The following is a 22,029-nucleotide window of genomic DNA, read 5'->3' as shown; positions in this document are numbered from 1 at the left end:
TCGTACTGGTTCTGGCAGGCAGATCGTTTTGACTGATCCGAAATTCGCATCGAGCCTTTAAGGAATGGATAAGGCACCCCCCGACAACAGGGGCCGCAAAGCGATTAGCGGCAGGCAGAGCGGGCAATTGCCGTCATAGTAAACGGAGGGTTAGCCGAAACCGCTGCTGCCGCGCAGCCGCCGAAAATCGAGGTATCGGGAGAACCCTTTTCCGCTCAAAGCCTTAGATGGTTATTTTTACGTTACTGCAAACCACGCAATTCACTACAGATTCAAATCAGAACAAGTCGTTACCAATTCCTATAGAATTTGATGCAAATACAATGCTTCACGGCAAGCCGTCCTTTTCGCGGCCGTGCCAGTATTCGCACCGACAGGCCGCGACCTCTACGCGGCGCGCGACGACAACGAGGACAGGCACGATGTTCTTTCTGATCAGGATGGCTTTCTGGTTCTCGCTGGTATTGCTGGCCCTACCGTTCGACACGGCGTCGGACGACCCCTCCGGCCAGGCAAGCGTCAGTCCGATCCAGGCGCTGGTCGCGGCGGGTGAGGCCGTGGGCGACCTTTCCGGCCTGTGCGAGCGCAAGCCCGACGTGTGCGAAACCGGCAAGTCCGCCATGCACACCGTCACCGTGCGAGCGCTCAAGACGGCCAGGATCGCGGCGGAAATGCTGGACGAATCCGATCCCGCCGCCCAGCCAGACACCAAGACGACCACCGGCAGCGTCGCCCAGGGCAATTGATGTCGCTTTTTCCGTGACGCGGCGCGGCACCGCGCCTATATCCACGGACATGACCGCGACAATCGAAACCATCCGCGACGACTTCGAATTCCTCGACGAGTGGGAAGACCGGTATCGCTATGTGATCGAACTCGGCGATACGCTTGATCCCCTGCCCGACAGCGCCCGCACGGCGGAGAACAAGGTGCCCGGCTGCGTGAGCCAGGTCTGGCTGACGACCGAGGTGGGCGACGGCGCCGACCCGACGATGACGTTCCAGGGCGATTCCGACGCGCATATCGTGCGCGGCCTCGTAGCCATCATGCTGGCGCTGTTTTCCGGCCAGAAGGCGAGCACGATCCTGAACACGGATGCGGAAGCGACGCTCAAGACGCTCGGCCTCGACGAGCATCTGTCGCGCCAGCGCGCCAACGGCCTGCGCTCGATGGTCAACCGCATCAAGCGGGATGCCGAGGCTTCGCTGAAGCAGACGGCCTGAACCCGCGCAGAGTTCAGGTCAGGACATCTTCGGCCGGTAGTCGTCCGCGCCCCAATGCAACACCTGATGCCTGCGGTGGCGATCCGCGCCGTCGGCGGGGGAATAGTGTCGCGCCAGCACGCCGAGGGCGGTCTTGAGCACGACCTTGGCCGAGCGCACCGGCCAGCCGCGTTCGGTCTCGACAAGTTCCAGGCCCTTCAAAAAGCAGCAGACATCGACCAGCACGCCGGCCAGTTCCGGCCCAACGGCAACGATCGCCTTGTCGACCCGCTGGCGCGCCGCAAGGGCGGCATCCGTCAAGTCCACGAGGCCGCCATTGCCGGCGCGCTTGCCCGAGGCCACGTTGGCGACCCAGTTCGCGCCGAGACGGGGCATGATCCGGCCGCGCGTATAGTCGGCACGAAGCCGCTCGCCGGCCTGGAACTCGCGATCGCTCAGGAAAGGCTTGCCGTCGCGGCCCTTGCGCCTGACCAGTTGCGCCAGCGGCGATTCCGCAAGATTGGCGAGCGCCATGGCGGTGCCAACCGCGCCTTCCACGGCAACCACGTCGAGGTCGCGATGCCGGTCCTGAAGCGCGGCCGAGGGCAAGGCCAGGCGAGCGGCCAGCGCCACCCCGCTGGCCGAGAGCGCTACGCTGTGGGAAGTCCTGACAAGCATTCCCTGCTCGGCGAGGGAAGATAGAACCGCGCCTTCCACGGCGATCGTACCGCGTTCGCCCGCTTCCAGCAGCACCTGGCGGGGCCGCGACGCCGGGCGAATGGTTGCCGCGCCGGCCGCAAGAAAACGCAGCACGCGCCGCCGCGCGGTCGAATTGTCCATGTCGTCATCCATGTCAAAGGCCTGTCCGGTTCCGGAACGCCGCCGAGGCGACCCGTTCGACGACCTGCACCAAGCGGTCGAACTCGGCATCGTCGCGCAGATCCTCGATGACCTGGCAGGCATGCTGCACCGTGGTTCGGTCCCGGCCGAACCCGGCTCCCACGTCGCTCATGGTCATGCGCAGCACGACATGGGCGACATACATGGCGATCTGGCGCACGCGCGACACCGGCAAGGCCGTTCGTCCGGGCTTGCGGAGTTCCTTGCTGGAAACGGAAAACAGGGCCGCCACGATGTCGATCAGGCACTCGCAGGTTTCAAGCGCGGCCTCGTCGCGGCGCTTCGGCGTCGGCCGGAACTCGCTGGGCGCCATCTCCCGCTCCGATGCCGGCTGCGACGGCTGCTTCGACATGGTTGATTGCATCGGCTGCACGATAGGCCCTCCAGATATAGGAATATCTTCCTTATACCCATCGCCGGCGGAGATGTGAACAAACAAAGAACTCACAAGCAGCGCCGAGCGCCGCAACGCACTGGAAATTATCGGTTTTCGGAAACACCTCGGAAAATTTCGCGTGAATCTCTCCCCGCCTTGGGTCCGGCCTCGATAGTAGCCGCACCCCATCGCAGCAGGAGAAGGACATGCGTCTTCGCGAGGAAGCCAGCGTTTTCGGTTCACGCCAGACAGAGGCAACGGCACAGGCACGCCAGCTTGCCGCGCTGCAACTCGCCTGCGGCATCGATCTTTCGGCGGCGCTGAAAGCCGATGGGGAATGCAGGGCAAATCTCGTGCGCCGCGTCGAGAGGATCATCGAGCGCGAGCGGCTGAAGGGCGTGCGGCGGCACTGGAGCTACGACCTCAACCGCCACATTGCGCTCAAGCAGGTGCTGGACCGGCTGCGCGGCCGGCAGGCGGCAAAGGAAGAAGCGACGAAGGCCAAATGGAAAACGGCCCGCCCAAACAGAAACGGCGCCGAACGGCGCCGTGGACTGCCCACTACGGAGGAAACGAAGATCAGCGCGACGGCTTGCGCTTGCGCCCCAGGCCCATCTTCTTCGCCAGGGCCGAGCGGGCGGCGGCGTAGTTGGGAGCCACCATCGGATAGGTAGCCTCCAGGCCCCACTTCTCGCGATACTGGTCGGGCGTCATGCCATAATGGGTCATCAGGTGGCGCTTCAGCGACTTGAACTTCTTGCCGTCCTCGAGGCAGACGAGATAGTCGTCATGGACGGATCGCTTGGGGTTCACGGCCGGCTTCTGCTTGTCGGCCGGGGGCTGTTCGACGGTGCCGCCTACCCGGCCAAGGGCCGCGTGAACGTCGGCGATGAGGCCGGGGAGTTCGCCGACCGGAACAGGATTGTTGCTGACATAAGCAGCGACCACATCGGCGGTAAGCTCGATCAGCATGTCGCTGTTCCTCGAAGCGGTGTCCGCAGTATCCATCAACAGATGCCCTTAAAGTGTTGCGGGAATATCATCGCGCGTGCCGACTATAGGGAGCGTCAGGTCTCGCACGTCACCACGATTCGCATTGCGGCTTGTTAATGACGCAACAAGACAATCAAGTCAATTCGATCATTGTGCTGCATTCCACAATATGAATAATTTATTCCAACATCTGTCTAATTTATTGCCGCCTTATACAACCTTCGCGGTAGTATCACTTCATGAATGCACTCAATCGATGCAGAAACCAGAATTCATATCTTTATACGACATAAGCAGGACAGGCAGTTATCACGGCTGTGCGTTCCAACGACTGCAACCCTTGATATGTTACCCTTAGGCGTGCTCTTTCACGCAGCGACGAAACTTTTCCCAGTGAGATAGAATGACCGTGCCCGCAGGCTTCCCGCAAATTCCCCCTCCGCAGGCCGCAAGGCACAGCGTATCCGACACCCGCCACGGCATTACCCGCAGCGACGACTACGCCTGGCTGCGCGCGGACAACTGGCAGGACGTGTTCCGCGACCCCTCGCTGCTCGCGCCGGAAATCCGTAGGCATCTCGATGCCGAGAACGCCTATCAAACGGCCCTCATGAGCGACACCGCCGCGCTGCGGAAGGCGCTTTTCGCCGAGATGAAGGGGCGTATCAAGGAAGACGATTCCTCGGTGCCGATGAAGGACGGGCCTTTCGCCTACGGATCGTCGTTCCGGCTCGGCGGCGAGCAGCCGCGCTATTTCCGCACCCCCCGCGACGGCGGCGAGGAGACGATCCTTCTCGACGGCGACGCCGAAGCCAGCGGTGCGGCCTATTTCCGGCTCGGCGGCATCGACCACTCGCCCGACCACCAGCGGCTATTGTGGGCGTTCGACGACAAGGGTTCGGAGTTCTACACGCTACGCGTGCGCGACCTCGCCACCGGTCAGGACAGCAAGGTCGAGGTCAAGGACACCGGCGGCGGCGGGGTGTGGAACGCCGGCAGCGACGGTTTCTTCTACACGCGCCTGGATTCCAACCATCGGCCGTCGAAGGTCTTCTACCATTCGCTCGCGGAAACGGCGGGCAGCGACCGCTTGGTCTTCGAGGAGACCGACCCCGGCTTCTTCGTCAATGTCAGCGGCACGCGCAACAACGACTGGATCCTGATCAGCATCAGCGACCACGAGACGTCCGAATACCGCATCCTCAGCACGGCCAACCTCGGCGGCGAACCGAAGCTGGTCGCGGCGCGCGAAACCGGCCTGCAATACGACATCGAGGAAGGCGGCGACGTCTTCTTCATCCTGACCAATGCGGACGGCGCCAAGGACTTCAAGATCATGACCGCCCCGGCAGCCGACCCGGTGCGCGCCAACTGGAAGGAACTGGTGCCGCACGAACCCGGCCGGCTCATCCTTTCGGTGCTGGGCTTCAAGGATTTCGTGGTGCGGCTGGAGCGCAAGGACGGCCTGCCGCGCATCGTCGTGCGCGACCGCGCCAGCGGCGAGGAACACTCGATCTCCTTCGACGAGGAAGCCTATTCGCTCGGCCTGTCGGGTTCCTACGAATACGACACCGAGACGATCCGCTTCTCCTATTCCTCGATGACGACGCCGGCGCAGCTTTACGACTACGACATGCGGACCCGCGAGCGCACGCTGCTCAAGACGCAGGAAGTGCCTTCCGGCCACGACCCCGACCTCTACGTCACCCGCAGGCTGATGGCTCCGGCCGGCGACGGCGAGACGGTGCCGGTGTCGCTGCTTTACCGCAAGGACACGCCGCTCGACGGCGCCGCCCCCTGCCTGCTCTATGGCTATGGCTCCTACGGCATCACCATTCCGGCGTCGTTCAACACCAATTGCCTGTCGCTGGTCGATCGCGGCTTCGTCTATGCCATCGCCCATGTCCGCGGCGGCAAGGACAAGGGCTACGCCTGGTACGAGGACGGCAAGCGCGAGCACAAGCAAAACACCTTCACCGACTTCATCGCGGCGGCGCGCCATCTCGTCGCCGAAAATTTCACTGCGCATGACCGCATCGTCGCCCAGGGCGGCTCCGCCGGCGGCATGCTGATGGGCGCCATCGCCAACATGGCGCCGCATGCCTTCGGCGCCATCATCGCCGAGGTTCCCTTCGTCGATGTCCTGACCACGATGCTGGACGACACCCTGCCGCTCACCCCGCCGGAGTGGCCCGAATGGGGCAACCCGATCGCCTCGGAGGCGGACTACCGCACGATCGCCGCCTATTCGCCCTACGACAATGTGGCGGCGCTCGACTATCCGCCGATCCTGGCGCAGGCCGGCCTCACCGACCCGCGCGTGACCTATTGGGAGCCGGCCAAATGGGTAGCGAAGCTGCGCGAACGCAAGACCGGCGACAACCCGGTGCTGCTTAAGATCAACATGGATGCCGGCCATGCCGGCGCCTCTGGGCGCTTCTCGCGGCTGGAGGAAGTGGCCTTCACCTACGCCTTCGCGCTCAAGGTGACGGGCAAGGCGGGCACCGCCTGAAATCCCCGGCGCTTATCCGGCGGGCTTCTGCCTCGGCGGATAGCCGTTCGGGTGCGGCGACACCGTCTTCAGATAGGCGGCGATCGCCTCGCGGTCGGCAGCGGTCAGTTGCGCCATGTTGGCCTGGACGTCGGCCATGGCGCCGCCGACCGAATCGAAGTCTGGAGTAAAACCGCTTTCCAGATAGTAGGCGATGTCCTGTGCCGACCAGTCGGCGATGCCGCCCTCGCCCGAGGTGATGTTGGGAACGATGCCGGTGCCCTCAGCGGCCGGCGCGCCGGCCAGCCATTGCGCCTTGTCGACAGCGCCGGCGAAATTGCGCGGCGTGTGGCATTCGCCGCAATGGCCCGGCCCCTCGACCAGATAGCGGCCGGCCAGGACCAGTTCGGGCGTATCTTCCGGCAGGGCGATCACCGGTTCGCTGCCCAGATAGAGCCGCTTCCACAGGCCGATGCCGCGGCGGACGTTGAACGGAAACCGCAGGTCGTTCGCAGCCGCCTTGCCCTTCACAGGCGGAAGCGTCTTCAGGAAGGCATAGAGGTCGCCGATGTCGGACGGGCGCATGCGGGCATAGGAGGCGTAGGGAAACGCCGGATAAAGGTGCTCGCCGGCCGGCGACACGCCCTTCATCATGGCGTTGGCAAGGTCCTCGGCCGACCATGCGCCGATTCCGTCCTCGGGGTCCTGCGAGATGTTGGGCGCGACGAAGGTGCCGAAAGGCGTCTTCAGTTCCAGGCCGCCGACGAGTTCGAGTCTGGCCTCGCCCTCCGCCTTAGGCCGGGCATGGCAGGACGAGCAGCCGGCGGCATGGAAGATGCGCTCTCCCTTTGCCGCGTCGCCGGGCCCCAGTTGCGCCAGCGTCTGCGCGTCCAACCTCTCCGGGGCCGTCAGCAGCCAGCCGCCGGCAGCTCCGGCCACGACCACGACGAGCGCGGCAGCGGCGCTCCTTTTTCGCCATGCCCGCAAGAAGCGATCAGCCCTTCTTGATCCTGAACGCCTTGTGGCAGGCCGCACAATCGCCGCCGACGGTGCCGAGCTGCGTCTTCAAGGTGTCGAGATCGTCGGCCGGCGTCGCGTTCGCGGCCTTCACATTGGCCAGGTACTTGTCCTCGGCGGCCTTGAAGCCGGTCATGTCTTCCCAGACCTTCGGCGATACGGTGGTTTCCCCGCCTGTCTCGGTGCCGGCCGGGAACAGCGCGTCTGCGTCGAATCTCTCGGCATTGGCCTGCAACGCCTGCAGGGCGTTCTTTACTTCCGCCGCCTCGAACGGCAATTCGCCCTTGGTCATCTTGGCCAGCGTACCGACGATCTTGCCGCGCTCCTTCATCAGCGCCTGCCGGTCGGAAATGGCGTCGGCCGAGGCTGCGGAGGCAGCAAAGGCAAGGATCGAGACAGCGACTAGGAATCTTCTCATTCGGGGTCTCCGGATGGCTGACAGGACAACGGTGAAACGGACGGCAGTCCGAAAGGATCAGACAGGAGGATGCTGGAAAAGTTCCGGCCTGTCTGTTCACGCTTAGTTGATTTCAGGCCGGCCCATGCGCCCAAAAAAGAAGCCCCGCCAAAGCGGGGCTCCGTCGAAAAGTACCGGATGGCGGGCGATCAGCCCTTGGCCTGCTCGTACATTTCCAGCACGTGATCCCAGTTGATCAGGCTGTCGACGAAGGCTTCCAGGTATTTCGGGCGGGCGTTGCGATAGTCGATGTAGTAGGAGTGCTCCCACACGTCGACGCCGAGGATCGGCGAAGCGCCGTGCACCAGCGGGTTCTCGCCGTTCGGGGTCTTGGAGATCTCGAGCTTGCCGTTCTTGACGGACAGCCAGGCCCAGCCGGAGCCGAACTGGGTGGTGCCTGCGGCGATGAAATCGGCCTTGAACTTGTCGTAGCCGCCGAGGTCGCTGTCGACCGCCTTCTGCAGCGCGCCCGGCAGCTTGTTGCCGCCGCCGCCCTTCTTCATCCACTTCCAGAAATGGATGTGGTTGTAGTGCTGGGCCGCGTTGTTGAACAGGCCGGCATTCTTGCCGAAGGACTGCTTGACGACTTCTTCCACCGAAAGGTCGCCCATACCGGCTTCCGCCGCCAGCTTGTTGCCGTTGTCGACATAGGCCTTGTGGTGCTTGTCGTGGTGGTACTCCAGCGTCTCCTTGGACATGTAAGGCTGCAAGGCCTCGTAGTCGTAGGGCAAAGCGGGCAGTTCGAAAGCCATGATAATACTCCTCAGGAAAAATCCGGGTTTGCTTACCGGATAAAGATAGGTCGGCAACGGCCATGAGCAACGCCGGACCGAAGCCCGGGTGCCTTTTAGCCCTTCAGCCGGCGGAAGTCGAATGCGCCCATTGCCAATAAAGCTCCCGCGCCTTCTTGGCGACCGGGCCGGGTTGCAGGCTGCGATCCTCGATGCGGATGATCGGCACGATCTTGGAATGGTTGCCGGTGGAAAAGATTTCGTCGGCCTCGAGGAAATCACGCACCGACAACACTTTTTCCGCGACCGAAAAGCCGTTCTCGCCAAGCAGCGCCATGGTGCGCGCCCGCGTGATGCCCGACAGGAAGGTACCGTTGGCGGCCGGCGTCAGCACCTGGCCGTCCTTGACCAGGAAGACGTTCGAGGACGCGGTCTCGGCGACATTGCCCAGCATGTCGAGCACCAGCGCGTTGTCGAAGCCGCGCATCTTGGCCTCCATGATGGCACGGCCGTTGTTGGGGTAAAGGCAGCCGGCCTTGGCATTGGTCGGCATGGTTTCGAGCGTCGGCCGGCGGAACGGCGATACGGTCACGGAAAAACCGCTCGGCGCGATCATCGGCGATTCGTAGAGGCACAGGCAGAAGCGGGTGGAGGCCGGGTCGGCCGGCACGCCCATGTAGCCGCCCTCCTCGGCCCAATACATCGGGCGGATATAGACGGCCGTCTTGCCGTCGAATTTCTTCAGTCCGTCCCAGGTGAGTTCGACGATCCGCTCGGGGCTGACGGTCGGCTTGAGGCCAAGGGCGATCGCCGAGGCGTTCACCCGTTTGGCGTGCAGGTCGAGATCGGGCGCCACGCCCTCGAACCAGCGCGCGCCGTCGAACACGGTAGTGCCGAGCCACATGGCGTGGCTGCGCGGCCCGAGCAGCGCCACATTTCCCTCATGCCAGTCGCCGTCAACGAATGTCCATGTCGTGGATTGCGCAGCCGATGCGAGTGTCATCATTCTTCCCTGCAAATCTGTGGGTTAGCCATATTGGAAGGCCGAACCAGGCCCGTCGTCAACCGACATGCCGCTGTTTCTTTAAGGCCAGCCGCAGCCCGCTGCAATCAGCCCTTGCATCGGCGGCCAAGCCGTCACAAAAATGTGCGATGCAACATGCCGCTTATGTCTTCGACGCCTATGGAACGCTTTTCGACGTTCACGCTGCCGTGCGCCGCCACGCCGACGAGATCGGGCCGGACGGCAACCGGTTTTCCGAACTGTGGCGCGCCAAGCAGCTCGAATATTCCTGGGTCCGCACCCTGATGGGGACCTACACCGATTTCTGGCAACTGACCGAGCAGGCGCTCGACTACTGCCTGCGCCGGTTCCCGTCGGTCGATCCGGCCATCCGGACGAAGCTTCTCGACGCCTACTGGCGGCTGGACTGCTATCCGGAAGTGCCCGCCGTGCTGAAGGCCCTCAAGGCGACGGGCGCGAAGCTCGCGATCCTGTCCAACGGCTCGCCCGAAATGCTCAAGGCCGCCGCCCAATCCTCCGCGCTCGACCAGGTGCTGGACGACATCTTCTCCGTCGATGCCGTCCGGCGCTTCAAGACCGACCCGGCGGTCTATGAAATGGTCACGCTGCAATGGCGGCTTTACCCGAAAGCCATTTCCTTCCAGTCCTCGAACCGCTGGGACGTGGCCGGCGCGGCAAAGTTCGGCTTCGGCACCGCCTGGATCAACCGCAGCAACCAGCCGGACGAGTATAACGACTTCCCGCCCCGCCTGATCCTGCCTTCGCTGGAAGGCCTGCTGGCAAGCGGCTGATCGCCCCGCCGGACATGTTGCCAAACGGCAACAGGTGAGGCCTTGCCACATCTTGGCCTTGGTTTGTCCAATCTCAGGCCCGATTTGGAACCGCCTATCCACCTTGGCAGTTATCGGGAGGAACGGTGCGCCCTGTCCGCGCCTTCATACCTTTTTTGTGTTTCGGGAATATCCAAGCATCATGTCCAGCTCTCCCTTCTCCTCCCGCCCCATCAGCCGGCGCGGTTTTCTGAACGCCGCTGCGGTCGGGTCCGCGTCGATCCTGGTATCGGCCTGTACGACGACGCGGCAGGAGCAGGTCGATTTTCCGGCGCAGCCGCCGGCCTATGCCGAGCCTGAACTGGGCAGCTATGCGCTGATGTACGGACCGGTGCAGGACGAGGGCTACGAAATTCCGGCCGTCCCCTACCAGAAGATCGACAAGCGCTTCCTGCGCCAGATCGTTGCGGACCCGACAGGCGAGCGGCCGGGCACCATCGTCGTCGATACGTCCGGGCACTTCCTCTATCTGGTTCGCGAGGGCGGACAGGCGATCCGCTACGGCGTCGGCCTCGGCCGCGCCGGATTCGAATGGGCGGGCGAGGCCATCGTCCAGTACAAGCGCAAATGGCCGAAATGGACGCCGCCGGACGAGATGATCGGCCGCCAGCCGGAACTGGAAAAGTACAGCGTGCGCAATGGCGGCATGCCGCCCGGCCTCATGAACCCGCTCGGCGCACGCGCGCTCTACATCTTCCAGAACGGCGAAGACACGCTCTACCGGCTGCACGGCTCGCCGGAGTGGAACTCGATCGGCAAGTCGGTCTCGTCAGGCTGCGTGCGATTGATGAACCAGGACATCATCGATCTCTACGACCGGGTGCCGGCCAAAACCAAGATCGTGGTCACGAGCAACGTCGGCGCCCCGATGGTGGCTTCCGTCGACGCCCAGGCCATCCCGATCGACAACGGCGTGCCGCAGGCAACGCTGCTCGGCCGGACCTGGTTCTGACCCTACGGCCTCACCCTCTTTCCAACGAGACTGAGGGGGAAGCTGGCCGCGCGTGAGCGACCCCGCCGGTCGCTCAGCGCCCCTTCGAAAGGCTGCCCAATATGCCGCGCACGATGGCGCGGCCGAGCGAGGAACCGACGGAGCGGACCACGGACTTGACCGCCGCTTCCGTAACCGACTGGCGGTTCGAGCGGCGCGGCGCGGAGGTGCGCCGGCCGGTCTGCGCGGGTGCCTCGTCATTGCCGAAGCCGGGAATGGTCCAGCGCGATCCGCCGGCCTCCTGTTCGGCCGGCACGGTGTCCGCGGCCTTCTTCTGCAGCATCTCGAAGGCCGACTCGCGGTCGATCATCTCGTCGTACTGGCCGGCGACAGGGCTTTCCAGCATCACCTTGCGCCGCTCCTCCGGCGTGATCGGGCCGAGCCGCGAGGAAGGCGGCCGAATCAGCGTGCGCTGGACCATGGACGGAACGCCCTTGGCCTCCAGCGTCGAAACCAGCGCCTCGCCGGTGCCGAGTTGCGTGATGGTCTTGGCGCAATCGAAATCCGGGTTCGACCGGAACGTGTCGGCGGCCGTCTTCACCGCCTTCTGTTCGCGCGGCGTGTAGGCGCGCAGCGCGTGCTGCACGCGGTTGCCGAGCTGGGCGAGCACGGTTTCGGGCACGTCGAGCGGGTTTTGCGTGACGAAGTAGATGCCAACGCCTTTCGATCGAATCAGGCGCACGACCTGCTCCACCCGCTCCACCAAGGCCTTGGGCGCGCCGTCGAACAAAAGGTGCGCTTCATCGAAGAAGAACACCAGCCGTGGCTTGTCCGGGTCGCCCACTTCCGGCAGTTCCTCGAACAGCTCGGACATCAGCCACAACAGGAACGTCGCGTAGAGCCGCGGGTTCATCATCAGCTTGTCGGCCGCCAGCACGTTGATCGCGCCGCGCCCGTCGCGGCTGGTGCGCATGATGTCGGCGATCCGCAGCGCCGGCTCGCCGAAGAAATGCGCGGCCCCCTGCTGTTCCAGGACCAGCAGCGTGCGCTGGATCGCACCGACCGACGGCTTCGTCACGTTGCCGTAGCGGGCGCCGATCTCGTCGGCCCGCTCGGCGATGTTGGCCAGGAGCGCCTGCAAATCCTTCAGGTCGAGCAGCAGAAGCCCTTCCTCGTCGGCGAGCTTGAAGGCGATGTTCATGATGCCTTCCTGCGCCTCGGTGAGGTTCATCAGGCGCGAAAGCAGCAGCGGCCCCATCTCGGAGATGGTGGCGCGGATCGGATGGCCCTGCTCGCCGAAAAGGTCCCAGAAGATGACGGGAAAGTCGTCGAACTTATAGGGATCGAGCTTGATCTCATCGGCGCGCTTTTGAAGAAAATCCTGAGCGGTGCCCTTCATCGCGATACCGGAAAGGTCGCCCTTGATGTCGGCGCAGAACACCGGCACGCCGGCATTGGAGAAGCCTTCGGCCATGATCTGCAACGTCACCGTCTTGCCGGTGCCGGTGGCGCCCGTCACCAGCCCGTGCCGGTTGCCGTAGCGCAGCAGCAGGTTTTCCGCCCGCTGGTAGCTGTCGTCCGGCTTGCGGCTCGCTCCCAGGAAAATGCTTTCGTCACCTGCCATAAATCCGCTCTCCGATCGTCCGTGCCAGGAAACCACCTATAGTGGCGCATCCCTGGCGGGACAATGCCCGGGCGACAGCGCCCTTCCCGGGGAGGTTGTGCATTGCGGTACGCGGGCATCGCCCCTACACTGCCCGCGCCGGCCGGCACGGCCGCGACAATAGTACCCAGCGAGTGGATGCCGAGACCTTGACCGAGCAAGAGACGCCAGCAGCCGTGAACCGGCAACGATGGATGGCTTTGGCGGAAAAGGCGCTGGGCGGCGCCTCTTTCGGCGACGCGCTGGTCTCCCACAGCGACGACGGCATCCGCATCGATCCGCTTTGCGAACGCGCGGCGGATGCACAGGCGAGGGTGCGCGCCCTGCCCGCGGCCCCCTGGGCCATCTGCCAGCGCATCGACGATCCCGATGTCGAACGCGCCAGGGCGCAGGTCGCGGAAGATCTGGCACAGGGCGCGACCGGCCTGGCGCTGGTGTTCGAAGGCGCGCCGAACGCTTTCGGCTATGGCCTGCCGAATTCGGCCGAGGCGCTCGAGAGCGTGCTTGAAGGCGTGCCGCTCAACCGCGTCCACCTGCGCATCGACGTTCATCCGGCGAGCCGGGCGATGGCCGACTGGCTGGTCGCACTGCTGACCAGGCGTCGCGTCGACCCGAACAAGCTCAACGTCTCCTTCGGCATCGACCCGGCCGCGACCTTCGCCGGCACCGGCCGCCTGCGCATGTCGATCGAGGCGTTGCAGGCCTCGATGCCGCAATCGCTGGCACATTTCTTCGCCATGGGGGTGCCGGGCGTGCTGCTCGAAGCCGACGGCCGCGTCTTCCACAACGCCGGCGCCACCGAAGCGCAGGAACTCGGCATCATGCTGGCCTCGGCGGTCGCGCATCTCAGGCTATTCGAGGAAGCGCGCCAGGCGCTTGTCTACGCCGCGCCGCATATCGGCTTCGCGCTCAGCGTCGACCAGAACCAGTTCATGTCGATCGCCAAGATCAGGGCGTTGCGGGCGCTGTGGGCGCGCATCCAGCAGGCCAGTTCCATTCCCGCCTCGCCTGCCATCATCCATGCCGAAACCTCGTTCCGCATGATGGCGGCGAAAGACCCGGAAACGAACATCCTGCGCACCACCATCGCCTGCTTCGCGGCGGCGGCCGGGGGCGCCGATTCGATTTCCATCCTGCCGCACACCATCACGCACGGCCTGCCCACCGGCTTCGCCCGCCGCATCGCCCGAAACACGCAACTGATCATGATGCGCGAGAGCCATATCGAGCATGTCAACGACCCCGCGCGGGGCTCCGGCAGCGTCGAGGCCCTGACCGAGGGGCTATGCGAGACGGCATGGGCCGAATTCCAACACATCGAGGCGGAAGGCGGCATCCTCGACAGCCTGCGCGACGGCCATATCCAGGCGCGCGTGCTGACCTCGCAGGCGATGCGGGCCGAAAAGCTGCGCCATGGCCAACGCGCCATCATCGGCACCATGCTCTATCCGCCGAAGGCCGAACGGCCGGTGGAAACGCTGGCCGCCGAGCGGCGCCCGGAGCCGACCGACGGCATCGTGTTCTGCCAGGCGCTCCACGCCCTGCGAGACGACCAGACGACCGAGGCCGCGCGATGATCCCCGACTTCACCAAGATCGCGTGGCAGCACGCCGACACCGCCACCAGCCCGCTTGAAGAAGAGTGGGAAACGCCCGAAGGCATCGCCGTCAAGCGCCTCTATGGCGAGGCCGACCTCGAGGGCCTCACCCATCTCGATACCTATCCCGGCCTGGCGCCGTTCGTGCGCGGCCCCTATCCCACCATGTATGTGCAGAAGCCGTGGACGATCCGCCAATATGCCGGCTTCTCGACGGCCGAGGAATCGAATGCCTTTTACCGGCGCAACCTCGCTGCCGGCCAGAAGGGCCTGTCGATCGCCTTCGACCTCGCCACCCATCGCGGCTATGACAGCGATCATCCGCGCGTTGCCGGCGATGTCGGCATGGCGGGCGTCGCCATCGATTCCATCCTCGACATGCGTCAGCTGTTCGAGGGCATCCCACTCGACCAGATGACGGTGTCGATGACCATGAACGGCGCGGTGCTGCCGATTCTCGCGCTCTACATCGTCGCGGCGGAGGAACAGGGCGTCGCGCAGAAGGACCTTGCCGGAACCATCCAGAACGACATCCTCAAGGAGTTCATGGTCCGCAACACCTACATCTATCCGCCAAAGCCCTCGATGCGGATCGTTTCGGACATCTTCTCCTATACGTCGAGGAACATGCCGAAGTTCAATTCGATCTCGATCTCCGGCTACCATATGCAGGAAGCGGGCGCGACCGCCGACCTCGAGCTCGCCTACACCATCGCCGACGGCATCGAATATGCACGCGCCGGCGTCGCCGCCGGGCTAGACATCGACAAGTTCGCGCCGCGGCTGTCCTTCTTCTGGGCGATCGGCATGAACTTCTTCATGGAAGTCGCCAAGCTCAGGGCCGCGCGCCTGATCTGGGCGCAACTGATGGAGAAGAATTTCTCGCCGAAGGACTCGCGTTCGCTGTCGCTACGCACGCACTGCCAGACCTCGGGCTGGTCGCTGACGGCGCAGGACCCCTATAACAACATCGCCCGCACCATGATCGAGGCGATGGCGGCGACGCAGGGGCACACGCAGTCGCTGCACACCAACTCCTTCGACGAGGCGCTGGCGCTGCCGACCGACCATTCGGCGCGCATCGCCCGCAACACGCAGCTCATCCTGCAAAAGGAATCGGGCACCACGGCCATCATCGATCCTTGGGGCGGCTCGGCCTATGTCGAACGGCTGACGCACGACCTGGCGAACCGCGCGCTTGCCCATATCGAGGAAGTGGAACGGCTCGGCGGCATGGCGGCGGCGACCGAAAAGGGCATCCCGAAGCTGCGCATCGAAGAGGCTGCGGCGCGCACGCAGGCGCGCATCGATTCCGGCGACCAGACGCTGGTCGGCGTCAACGCCTTCAAGCCCGAGGTCGATACCGAAGTCGACGTGCTGAAGATCGACAACGCGGAAGTGCGCGCCCGGCAGCTCGCCAAATTGCAGCAACTGAAGGGAACGCGCGACGTCAGCGCGGTCGAAAGCGCGCTCGATGCGCTGATGAAAGCAGCGCAGGGCGAGGAAAACCTTCTGGAATTCGCCGTCCGCGCCGCGCGCGCCAACGCTACCGTCGGTGAAATCTCGCTGGCGCTGGAAAAGGCGTTCGGCCGGCACGTCGCCTCCGTACAGACGATTTCCGGCGTCTACCGCAAGGAACTGGGCGAGACCGTCGCGCTGAGCCGCTTCGAGGAAAAGCTGGCCGCTTTCGAGAAAAAGACCGGCGGCAAGCCGCGCATCCTCGTCGCCAAGATGGGCCAGGACGGACACGACCGCGGCCAGAAGGTCATCGCCACCGCCTTTGCCGACCTCGGCTTCGACGTCACCGTCGGCGCCATGTTCCAGACGCCGGAGGAAATCGCCAGAATCGCCGACACCAACGACGTCCACATCGTCGGCGCATCCTCTCTGGCGGCGGGGCACCTGACGCTCATCCCCGAGCTAAGGGAAGCTCTCGAAAAGCTCGGCCGCAAGGACATCATGATCATCGCCGGCGGCGTCATCCCGCCGCAGGACTATGATGCCGTGCGCGAAGCAGGAGCCGCCGAAATCTTCCCGCCCGGCACGGTCATCCCCGAAGCCGCGGAGCGGTTGCTGGACAGGCTGCTGGGGTAGGCTGATAACCGTTACAATTTCCGTTGCAACAGCCCCACATCAATGTTATTATAGATGTTGCAACAGAGTAGCCGTCATGAATACCGTTATTCGCAAAATTGGGAACTCCGAAGGGGTGATCCTGCCGAAAGAATTGCTTGAACGCATGAATCTTCGTGCGGGCGACAATGTCATTATCGTGCAGGAGGGCGACGAGTTGCGCTTGCGCCGCACCAAAGACAGCGCGGAGGAATTCGAACGCAAGATGAAGATTGCGCGCGAACGCATGAAGAAATACGAGGTGGCCTACCGCGCACTCGCGAAATGAGCGAACATCATTCTCGTGAATTCATCGAAGCCCTGCATACCGAGCAGCTACGCCTGCATGGTGGTGCGTCTGGTGTCCGTGACGAGGGCATGCTGGAATCAGCCTTGGCGCGACCTATCCAGAAGGAGATCTATGGTCAACCCGACCTCTACGAACTGGCAGCAGCCTATCTTTTCGGCATCGCCAAAAACCATCCGTTCGTGGACGGCAATAAGCGGACTGCGTTGGCAGCCGCCGATCTTTTTCTGTATTTCAACGGTCTAAGCCTCGAAGCTGGACAAGAGGAACTCATCCAGTTCGTTTTGAAAGTGGCGGCTGGAGACATTAACGAGGAAGGGGCGGCTGCGTTCTTCCGCGACTACACCGTTCCGTTGGCCTCACTTTAGCCCGACGATTTCCCATTCCTTGCCGTTGACGCTCACCACGTCGCCGACGCTCTTGCCAAAAAGGGCGCGGGCCATGGGCGAAACGTGGGAAATCGAGCCCTTGGCCGGGTCGGCTTCGTCCTCGCCGACGATTCTCCAAGAGACGGTCTTGCCGTCCTCGCCTTCCAGCGCAACCGTCATGCCGAAGCGCACCACGTCGCTGCCGGGCTCGGGCACCGACAGTTCAGCACTTTCGTGGCGCGCCAGCCAGTAGCGCAGGTCCCGCATCACGGAAGCGGCACGCAGCTTGTCCGCCTGGGATTCGGCACTTTGCAGTTCCGTACGCGCCTCGGCGATCTCGGACTCGATCATCTCAAGACCGGCCTGCGTCACCAGATTGCGGTGCGAGCTGACGGGCCGCTCGCCGATATCGGCAACGGCGTTTTCGGCATTTTCCTCGCGGGTGAAAGCTCTGCTCATGCGTCGAACTTAGGCAAGCAAGCGCGGTGCGGCAAGCCAGCGGCCATGGCCGATCACGCCAACGCGGCGGTCGGGCTCAGGCCGGCGACCTCGATGCCGTTCCAGTTCTTCAGGACGGGGTTGGCGAGCCCACCCAGCCGAGCGGCCAGAGACTGGTCGCTGGGTGCCACCAGCCTGGCCAGGACCGCCGCGATCATGGCCTCGGCGGCGCGGCCGGCTCCGTCGTCGCATTTCAGCGCGATGCCCAGCCCAAGTTCCGGCAATGCCGCGCAATAGACGCCTTCCGCCCCGGTCTTGACGAAAACGCGGCCGGGCGCCGCACTCATCAGCGCCTTGTCTGCCCGGTCGGTGCCCGACACCAGGAAGGCCTCGGCCATGCAGACCGACAGCAGGCGTTTAGCGGCCCTGGCGCGCTGCGGGCCAAGCCCATGCCCGGTCGCCATGCGCGCGAATGCGCGGGCAAGATTGCGCAACGGCACGGCGTAGGTCGGGATGGAACAGCCGTCCGTGCCACGATTGTCTTCGCCATGCGCGGCTTCGGTCACCTCCTCCAGCGCCCCGCGCACCATTTCCTGCAAGGCATGGCCGGCCTTGACGTAGCCGTGATGGTCGAGGCCTGCATGGCGGCAGGTGCACAAGAAGCCCGAATGCTTGCCCGAGCAATTGTTATGCAGCGCGCTCGGCGAAGCACCGCTCCGGGCCAGCGCGACGGTTGCTGCATGGTTCGTCGGCCAATGCGCGCCGCATTCCAGCGCCCCACCGTCGAGTCCGGCCTTTTCGAGCATCGCTGCCGCCAGTTCGGCATGGGCCGGCTCGCCCGAATGGGAGGCGCAGGCAAGCGCGAGTTCTCGCTGCCCGAAGCCGTAGGCATCGGCCGCGCCGCTCTCGACGAAAGGCAGCGCCTGGATAGCCTTCACGGCCGAGCGCGGGAATACCGGGCGCGCCGTAGCGCCCACTTCCCACACCGGCTTGCCGTCGCCGTCGAACACCGCCACAGAACCGCGATGCACGCTCTCCACCTGCGCCCCGCGCAACACTTCGACCAGAACCGGATTCATGTTTGTCCCAAGCGCCTTGCCGAACCGCCGGCTACCTGATCCGGTCGAGGATCGATACGTAGTTGGCCACCGCCGCGCCGCCCATGTTGAAGATGCCGCCGAGTTTCGCGCCCGGCACCTGGATGCCGCCGGCCTCGCCGGTCAACTGCATGGCAGTCAGCACATGCATGGAAACGCCCGTCGCGCCGATCGGATGGCCCTTGGATTTCAGCCCGCCCGAAGGATTGACCGGCAGGCGGCCGTCCTTGGCCGTCTCGCCGCTCAGCGCCACCTTGGCGCCTTCGCCGCGCCTGGCCAGTCCCATCGCCTCGTATTCGATCAGTTCGGCGATGGTGAAGCAGTCATGCGTCTCGACGAAGGAAAGATCGTCCAGCGTCACGCCGGCGCTTTTCAACGCCCTGCCCCACGCCTCCTCGCAGCCCTCGAACAACAGGATGTCGCGCTTCGACATCGGCAGGAAGTCCTGCACATGCTCGTTGGCGCGGAAGGCGACGGCGCGGCGCATCTTCAGCGCGGTCGTCGCGTCGGTCAGCACCAGCGCCGCAGCCCCGTCCGAAACCAGCGAGCAGTCGGTGCGCTTCAGCGGCCCCGCGACGAACGGGTTCTTCTCACTTTCGGTGCGGCAGAAGTCGTAGCCGAAATCCTTGCGCATCTGCGCATAGGGATTGTCGACGCCGTTCTTGTGGTTTTTCGCCGCGATCGTCGCCAGCGCGTCCGACTGGTCGCCGTAGCGCTGGAAATAGGCGCTGGCGATCTTGCCGAAGACGCCGGCAAAGCCGGCCGGCGTGTCGCCGTCTTCCGGCAGGTAGGAGGCACGCAGCAGGTTGCGACCGATCTCCGGGCCGGGTGTCGTCGTCATCTGCTCGGCGCCCACCACCAGCACGATGCGCGCCGCCCCGGCCTCGACGGCGCGGATGCCCTGCCTGACGGCCGCCGAACCGGTGGCGCAGGCGTTCTCCACGCGCGTCGCCGGCTTGAAGCGCAGCCGGTCGTCGGCCTGCAAGACCAGGCTCGCGGTAAAATCCTGCGCCGAAAACCCGGCATTGAAGTGCCCGAGCACGATCTCGTCGACATCGTCCGGGCCGATGCCGGCGTGGTCGAGCGCTTCCATCGCCACCTTGGTGATCAGGCCCTCCAGCATCTCGCCTTCGAGCTTGCCGAAGCGCGAATGCGCCCAGCCCACGATACATGCCGTCATGGCGATCTCCTTGTCTTGAACGCCGGCGCCAAGCGCCGTCTGGGTATCGAATGCCGCGCCAAGCGCCGCCTGGCCCGCAAAATGAACTCCCGTGCCCGATCCGTAAAGCGAAGTTTCCGTGTTCGCCGGCCTGGCTCATCGGATTTTCATTGATTGACGGATCAATTAAAAATAATCTGCCCGGCAGGAGTGAGACATTGCCCAAGATCGGAATGGAACCCGTGCGCCGCAAGGCGCTGATCGACGCCGCGATCTCGGCCATCGGCGAACACGGCTCTCTCGACGTCACCATGTCGGAGATTGCCGGGCGTGCCGGCGTGTCCTCGGCGCTGGCCCACCATTATTTCGGGGCCAAGGACGAACTGCTGCTGGCGACGATGCGGCATCTGCTTGCCGAACTCGGAGCCGATGCCAGGCGGGCGCTGAAGGCCGCGCGGACGCCGCGCGCGCGGGTCTTGGCCGTGGTGGCCGTCAACTTCTCCGCCGCGCAATTCAGGGCGCAGACCATCGCGGCCTGGCTTGCCTTCTATGTCGAGGCGCAGCGCTCGCCCGCGTTGCGGCGCCTGCTCAGGGTCTATGCGCGCCGCCTGCACGCCAACCTGATGAGCGGCCTCACCGGCCTGCTGCCTCGTGCCGAAGCCGGCGAGGTGGCCGAGACCACGGCCGCGCTGATCGACGGCTTCTACATCCGGCAGGCGCTGCGCGACGGCGCGCCGGATGCTGCAAGCGCCGTCAGGCTCATCGAAAATTACCTCAACACCAAGCTCAACGGATGCCCGAACGCGCCATGACCGGCCAGCCCAACATCCTCATCATCATGGTCGACCAGTTCAACGGGACGTTCTTTCCCGACGGGCCGGCGGATTTCCTGCACGCACCGAACCTGAAGGCGCTCGCCGCGCGCTCGGCACGCTTCCGCAACAATTATACCGGCTCGCCGCTCTGTGCGCCCGGCCGCGCCGCCTTCATGAGCGGGCAGTTGCCATCGCGTACCGGCGTCTACGACAACGCCGCCGAATTCCCCTCCTCGATCCCGACCTATGCGCATCACCTGCGCGCGGCGGGCTACTATACCGGCCTGTCGGGCAAGATGCATTTCGTCGGCCCCGACCAGTTGCACGGTTTCGAGGAGCGGCTGACCACCGACATCTATCCGGCCGATTTCGGCTGGACGCCGGACTACCGCAAGCCCGGCGAGCGCATCGATTGGTGGTATCACAACCTCGGTTCGGTCACCGGCGCGGGCGTCGCCGAAATCACCAACCAGATGGAGTATGACGACGAGGTCGCCTTCTTCGCCGAGCAGAAGCTCTACGACCTTTCGCGCATGTCCGAGGACGCCGCGCGCCGCCCGTGGTGCCTGACCGTCTCCTTCACCCATCCGCACGACCCCTATGTGGCGCGGCGCAACTACTGGGATCTCTACGAAGACTGCCCGGCGCTGGACCCGGAGGTCGGTTTCATCCCCTACGAGAAGCAGGACGCGCATTCGCAGCGCCTTTACAAGGCCAGCGACTACGACAGCTTCTCCATCACGCGCGAGCAAGTGCGCCGCTCGCGGCGCGGCTATTTCGCCAACATCTCCTATATCGACGACAAGGTCGGGAGCCTGCTTTCGGTGCTGGAGCGCACCCGCATGGCCGACGACACCATCGTGGTGTTCTGCTCCGACCACGGCGACATGCTGGGGGAGCGCGGCCTGTGGTTCAAGATGAGCTTCCTCGAAGGCTCGGCGCGCGTGCCGCTCACCATCGCCGGCAAGGGCATCGCGGCCGGGCTGATCGGCGAACCTACCTCCAACCTCGACATCCTGCCGACGCTGTGCGACCTCGCCGGCATCGACATGTCCGCCATCATGCCGTGGACGGACGGCCAGTCGCTGAAGCCGCTCATTGAAGGCCAGGGGCGCAGCGAACCGGTGCTGATGGAATATGCGGCCGAGGGCTCCTACGCGCCGCTCGTCGGAATCCGCGAGGGCCGCTACAAGTTCATTCATTGCGAGATCGACCCGCCGCAACTGTTTGATCTGGAATCCGATCCGCGCGAGCGGACGAACCTCGCCGCCGACCCTGCCCATGCCGGTCTGGTCGCTGCCTTCATGGAAAAGGTCCGCGCGCGCTGGGACATGGCGCGCTTCGACGCGGATGTGCGCGCCAGCCAGGCGCGCCGCTGGGTGGTCTACCCGGCGCTGCGCAACGGCGCCTACTACCCGTGGGAATTCCAGCCGCTGCAAAAGGCGTCCGAGCGCTACATGCGCAACCACATGGACCTCAACGTACTCGAAGAACAGAAGCGCTTTCCGAGAGGAGAATGA

The 22,029-nt window shown here is 64.6% G+C and carries 22 protein-coding genes; 11 read left to right on the top strand and 11 right to left on the bottom strand.

Going from position 1 to position 22,029, the window contains the following annotated elements:
- Positions 1–422 precede the first annotated feature (422 nt).
- Entirely contained in the window at positions 423–746 is a 324-nt protein-coding gene (locus ACFOHJ_RS22995) for a DUF5330 domain-containing protein (RefSeq protein ID WP_378225184.1), read from the top strand.
- 49 nt (positions 747–795) lie between these two features.
- Positions 796–1,224, top strand: a complete 429-nt coding sequence (locus ACFOHJ_RS22990; protein WP_378225183.1) for a SufE family protein — start codon at positions 796–798, stop codon at positions 1,222–1,224.
- 18 nt (positions 1,225–1,242) lie between these two features.
- On the opposite strand, the gene ACFOHJ_RS22985 is transcribed toward ACFOHJ_RS22990, so the two are convergent.
- From ACFOHJ_RS22985 to ACFOHJ_RS22975, 3 genes are all read right to left on the bottom strand, one after another.
- On the bottom strand, positions 1,243–2,055 hold the full coding sequence (locus ACFOHJ_RS22985; protein WP_378225181.1) for a DUF6456 domain-containing protein: 813 nt from the start codon (positions 2,053–2,055) through the stop codon (positions 1,243–1,245).
- Between the two features lies 1 nt (position 2,056).
- On the bottom strand, positions 2,057–2,455 hold the full coding sequence (locus ACFOHJ_RS22980; RefSeq protein WP_378225179.1) for a helix-turn-helix domain-containing protein: 399 nt from the start codon (positions 2,453–2,455) through the stop codon (positions 2,057–2,059).
- Between the two features lie 603 nt (positions 2,456–3,058).
- The gene (locus ACFOHJ_RS22975) at positions 3,059–3,487 is read right to left on the bottom strand and encodes a MucR family transcriptional regulator (RefSeq protein ID WP_378225178.1); all 429 of its coding nucleotides are present in this window, start codon (positions 3,485–3,487) and stop codon (positions 3,059–3,061) included.
- Positions 3,488–3,875: 388 nt separating this feature from the next.
- On the opposite strand from ACFOHJ_RS22975, the gene ACFOHJ_RS22970 reads away from it, so the two are divergent.
- Complete coding sequence (locus ACFOHJ_RS22970) at positions 3,876–5,984, top strand: S9 family peptidase (protein WP_378225176.1); 2,109 nt, start codon at positions 3,876–3,878, stop codon at positions 5,982–5,984.
- A gap of 12 nt (positions 5,985–5,996) precedes the next feature.
- On the opposite strand, the gene ACFOHJ_RS22965 is transcribed toward ACFOHJ_RS22970, so the two are convergent.
- From ACFOHJ_RS22965 to ACFOHJ_RS22950, 4 genes are all read right to left on the bottom strand, one after another.
- Positions 5,997–6,950, bottom strand: a complete 954-nt coding sequence (locus ACFOHJ_RS22965; RefSeq protein ID WP_378225173.1) for a cytochrome c — start codon at positions 6,948–6,950, stop codon at positions 5,997–5,999.
- 7 nt (positions 6,951–6,957) lie between these two features.
- Positions 6,958–7,398 carry a c-type cytochrome gene (locus ACFOHJ_RS22960; RefSeq protein WP_378225171.1) on the bottom strand — a complete coding sequence of 147 codons (441 nt, stop codon included), beginning with the start codon at positions 7,396–7,398 and terminating at the stop codon, positions 6,958–6,960.
- A 188-nt stretch (positions 7,399–7,586) separates the two neighbouring features.
- Entirely contained in the window at positions 7,587–8,189 is a 603-nt protein-coding gene (locus ACFOHJ_RS22955; RefSeq protein ID WP_378225169.1) for a superoxide dismutase, read from the bottom strand.
- 103 nt (positions 8,190–8,292) lie between these two features.
- On the bottom strand, positions 8,293–9,171 hold the full coding sequence (locus ACFOHJ_RS22950; protein WP_378225360.1) for a branched-chain amino acid aminotransferase: 879 nt from the start codon (positions 9,169–9,171) through the stop codon (positions 8,293–8,295).
- 149 nt (positions 9,172–9,320) lie between these two features.
- Here ACFOHJ_RS22950 and ACFOHJ_RS22945 point away from each other — a divergent pair, with 149 nt between their 5' ends.
- Together ACFOHJ_RS22945 and ACFOHJ_RS22940 are read left to right on the top strand one after the other, a co-directional pair.
- Positions 9,321–9,983 (top strand): haloacid dehalogenase type II, encoded by a 663-nt coding sequence (locus ACFOHJ_RS22945; RefSeq protein WP_378225167.1) that lies wholly within the window; start codon positions 9,321–9,323, stop codon positions 9,981–9,983.
- A 181-nt stretch (positions 9,984–10,164) separates the two neighbouring features.
- Complete coding sequence (locus tag ACFOHJ_RS22940) at positions 10,165–10,974, top strand: L,D-transpeptidase (protein ID WP_378225165.1); 810 nt, start codon at positions 10,165–10,167, stop codon at positions 10,972–10,974.
- A gap of 73 nt (positions 10,975–11,047) precedes the next feature.
- Here ACFOHJ_RS22940 and ACFOHJ_RS22935 read toward each other — a convergent pair whose 3' ends face one another.
- Entirely contained in the window at positions 11,048–12,577 is a 1,530-nt protein-coding gene (locus ACFOHJ_RS22935; RefSeq protein ID WP_378225163.1) for a helicase HerA-like C-terminal domain-containing protein, read from the bottom strand.
- Between the two features lie 173 nt (positions 12,578–12,750).
- On the opposite strand from ACFOHJ_RS22935, the gene ACFOHJ_RS22930 reads away from it, so the two are divergent.
- The 4 genes from ACFOHJ_RS22930 to ACFOHJ_RS22915 all read left to right on the top strand — a co-directional run bounded on the left by ACFOHJ_RS22930 (position 12,751) and on the right by ACFOHJ_RS22915 (position 17,000).
- A complete protein-coding gene (locus ACFOHJ_RS22930; protein WP_378225161.1) occupies positions 12,751–14,193 on the top strand; it encodes a methylmalonyl-CoA mutase subunit beta in 1,443 nt (480 codons plus the stop codon).
- Entirely contained in the window at positions 14,190–16,307 is a 2,118-nt protein-coding gene (scpA, locus tag ACFOHJ_RS22925; RefSeq protein WP_378225158.1) for a methylmalonyl-CoA mutase, read from the top strand. Before ACFOHJ_RS22930 ends, scpA begins: the two co-directional genes overlap by 4 nt.
- A gap of 76 nt (positions 16,308–16,383) precedes the next feature.
- Positions 16,384–16,614, top strand: coding sequence for an AbrB/MazE/SpoVT family DNA-binding domain-containing protein (locus ACFOHJ_RS22920; RefSeq protein WP_378225155.1), 231 nt, complete (start codon positions 16,384–16,386; stop codon positions 16,612–16,614).
- Positions 16,611–17,000, top strand: a complete 390-nt coding sequence (locus tag ACFOHJ_RS22915) for a type II toxin-antitoxin system death-on-curing family toxin (protein ID WP_378225153.1) — start codon at positions 16,611–16,613, stop codon at positions 16,998–17,000. The genes ACFOHJ_RS22920 and ACFOHJ_RS22915 overlap by 4 nt, the downstream gene beginning before the upstream one ends.
- On the opposite strand, the gene greA is transcribed toward ACFOHJ_RS22915, so the two are convergent.
- The 3 genes from greA to ACFOHJ_RS22900 are packed head-to-tail and all read right to left on the bottom strand — an operon-like array spanning position 16,992 to position 19,715.
- Positions 16,992–17,459, bottom strand: a complete 468-nt coding sequence (greA, locus tag ACFOHJ_RS22910) for a transcription elongation factor GreA (RefSeq protein WP_378225151.1) — start codon at positions 17,457–17,459, stop codon at positions 16,992–16,994. The genes ACFOHJ_RS22915 and greA overlap by 9 nt on opposite strands.
- A gap of 53 nt (positions 17,460–17,512) precedes the next feature.
- A complete protein-coding gene (locus ACFOHJ_RS22905) occupies positions 17,513–18,517 on the bottom strand; it encodes an asparaginase (RefSeq protein ID WP_378225149.1) in 1,005 nt (334 codons plus the stop codon).
- A gap of 31 nt (positions 18,518–18,548) precedes the next feature.
- A complete protein-coding gene (locus ACFOHJ_RS22900; protein ID WP_378225146.1) occupies positions 18,549–19,715 on the bottom strand; it encodes an acetyl-CoA acetyltransferase in 1,167 nt (388 codons plus the stop codon).
- Between the two features lie 197 nt (positions 19,716–19,912).
- Here ACFOHJ_RS22900 and betI point away from each other — a divergent pair, with 197 nt between their 5' ends.
- Entirely contained in the window at positions 19,913–20,506 is a 594-nt protein-coding gene (gene betI / locus ACFOHJ_RS22895) for a transcriptional regulator BetI (RefSeq protein ID WP_378225143.1), read from the top strand.
- Positions 20,503–22,029: a choline-sulfatase gene (gene betC / locus ACFOHJ_RS22890; RefSeq protein ID WP_378225358.1), complete on the top strand. Its 1,527-nt coding sequence runs from the start codon at positions 20,503–20,505 to the stop codon at positions 22,027–22,029. Before betI ends, betC begins: the two co-directional genes overlap by 4 nt.

This window comes from Aquamicrobium soli (genome assembly GCF_042646345.1).
Lineage (GTDB): Bacteria > Pseudomonadota > Alphaproteobacteria > Rhizobiales > Rhizobiaceae > Mesorhizobium > Mesorhizobium soli_A.
The sequence above is the reverse complement of the archived record's forward strand: the minus strand, read 5'-3'. Positions and strand labels throughout refer to the sequence as shown.

Coding starts and splice junctions, on each gene's coding strand:
- ACFOHJ_RS22920 (WP_378225155.1), top strand. CDS start 16,384: ATGAATACCGTTATTCGCAAAATTGGGAACTCCGAAGGGGTGATCCTG.
- ACFOHJ_RS22915 (WP_378225153.1), top strand. CDS start 16,611: ATGAGCGAACATCATTCTCGTGAATTCATCGAAGCCCTGCATACCGAG.
- ACFOHJ_RS22905 (WP_378225149.1), bottom strand. CDS start 18,517: ATGAATCCGGTTCTGGTCGAAGTGTTGCGCGGGGCGCAGGTGGAGAGC.
- ACFOHJ_RS22980 (WP_378225179.1), bottom strand. CDS start 2,455: ATGTCGAAGCAGCCGTCGCAGCCGGCATCGGAGCGGGAGATGGCGCCC.
- ACFOHJ_RS22955 (WP_378225169.1), bottom strand. CDS start 8,189: ATGGCTTTCGAACTGCCCGCTTTGCCCTACGACTACGAGGCCTTGCAG.
- ACFOHJ_RS22945 (WP_378225167.1), top strand. CDS start 9,321: ATGCAACATGCCGCTTATGTCTTCGACGCCTATGGAACGCTTTTCGAC.
- scpA (WP_378225158.1), top strand. CDS start 14,190: ATGATCCCCGACTTCACCAAGATCGCGTGGCAGCACGCCGACACCGCC.
- ACFOHJ_RS22900 (WP_378225146.1), bottom strand. CDS start 19,715: ATGACGGCATGTATCGTGGGCTGGGCGCATTCGCGCTTCGGCAAGCTC.
- ACFOHJ_RS22935 (WP_378225163.1), bottom strand. CDS start 12,577: ATGGCAGGTGACGAAAGCATTTTCCTGGGAGCGAGCCGCAAGCCGGAC.
- betC (WP_378225358.1), top strand. CDS start 20,503: ATGACCGGCCAGCCCAACATCCTCATCATCATGGTCGACCAGTTCAAC.
- ACFOHJ_RS22970 (WP_378225176.1), top strand. CDS start 3,876: ATGACCGTGCCCGCAGGCTTCCCGCAAATTCCCCCTCCGCAGGCCGCA.
- ACFOHJ_RS22990 (WP_378225183.1), top strand. CDS start 796: ATGACCGCGACAATCGAAACCATCCGCGACGACTTCGAATTCCTCGAC.
- greA (WP_378225151.1), bottom strand. CDS start 17,459: ATGAGCAGAGCTTTCACCCGCGAGGAAAATGCCGAAAACGCCGTTGCC.
- ACFOHJ_RS22995 (WP_378225184.1), top strand. CDS start 423: ATGTTCTTTCTGATCAGGATGGCTTTCTGGTTCTCGCTGGTATTGCTG.
- ACFOHJ_RS22940 (WP_378225165.1), top strand. CDS start 10,165: ATGTCCAGCTCTCCCTTCTCCTCCCGCCCCATCAGCCGGCGCGGTTTT.
- ACFOHJ_RS22960 (WP_378225171.1), bottom strand. CDS start 7,398: ATGAGAAGATTCCTAGTCGCTGTCTCGATCCTTGCCTTTGCTGCCTCC.
- ACFOHJ_RS22985 (WP_378225181.1), bottom strand. CDS start 2,055: ATGGATGACGACATGGACAATTCGACCGCGCGGCGGCGCGTGCTGCGT.
- ACFOHJ_RS22975 (WP_378225178.1), bottom strand. CDS start 3,487: ATGGATACTGCGGACACCGCTTCGAGGAACAGCGACATGCTGATCGAG.
- ACFOHJ_RS22950 (WP_378225360.1), bottom strand. CDS start 9,171: ATGACACTCGCATCGGCTGCGCAATCCACGACATGGACATTCGTTGAC.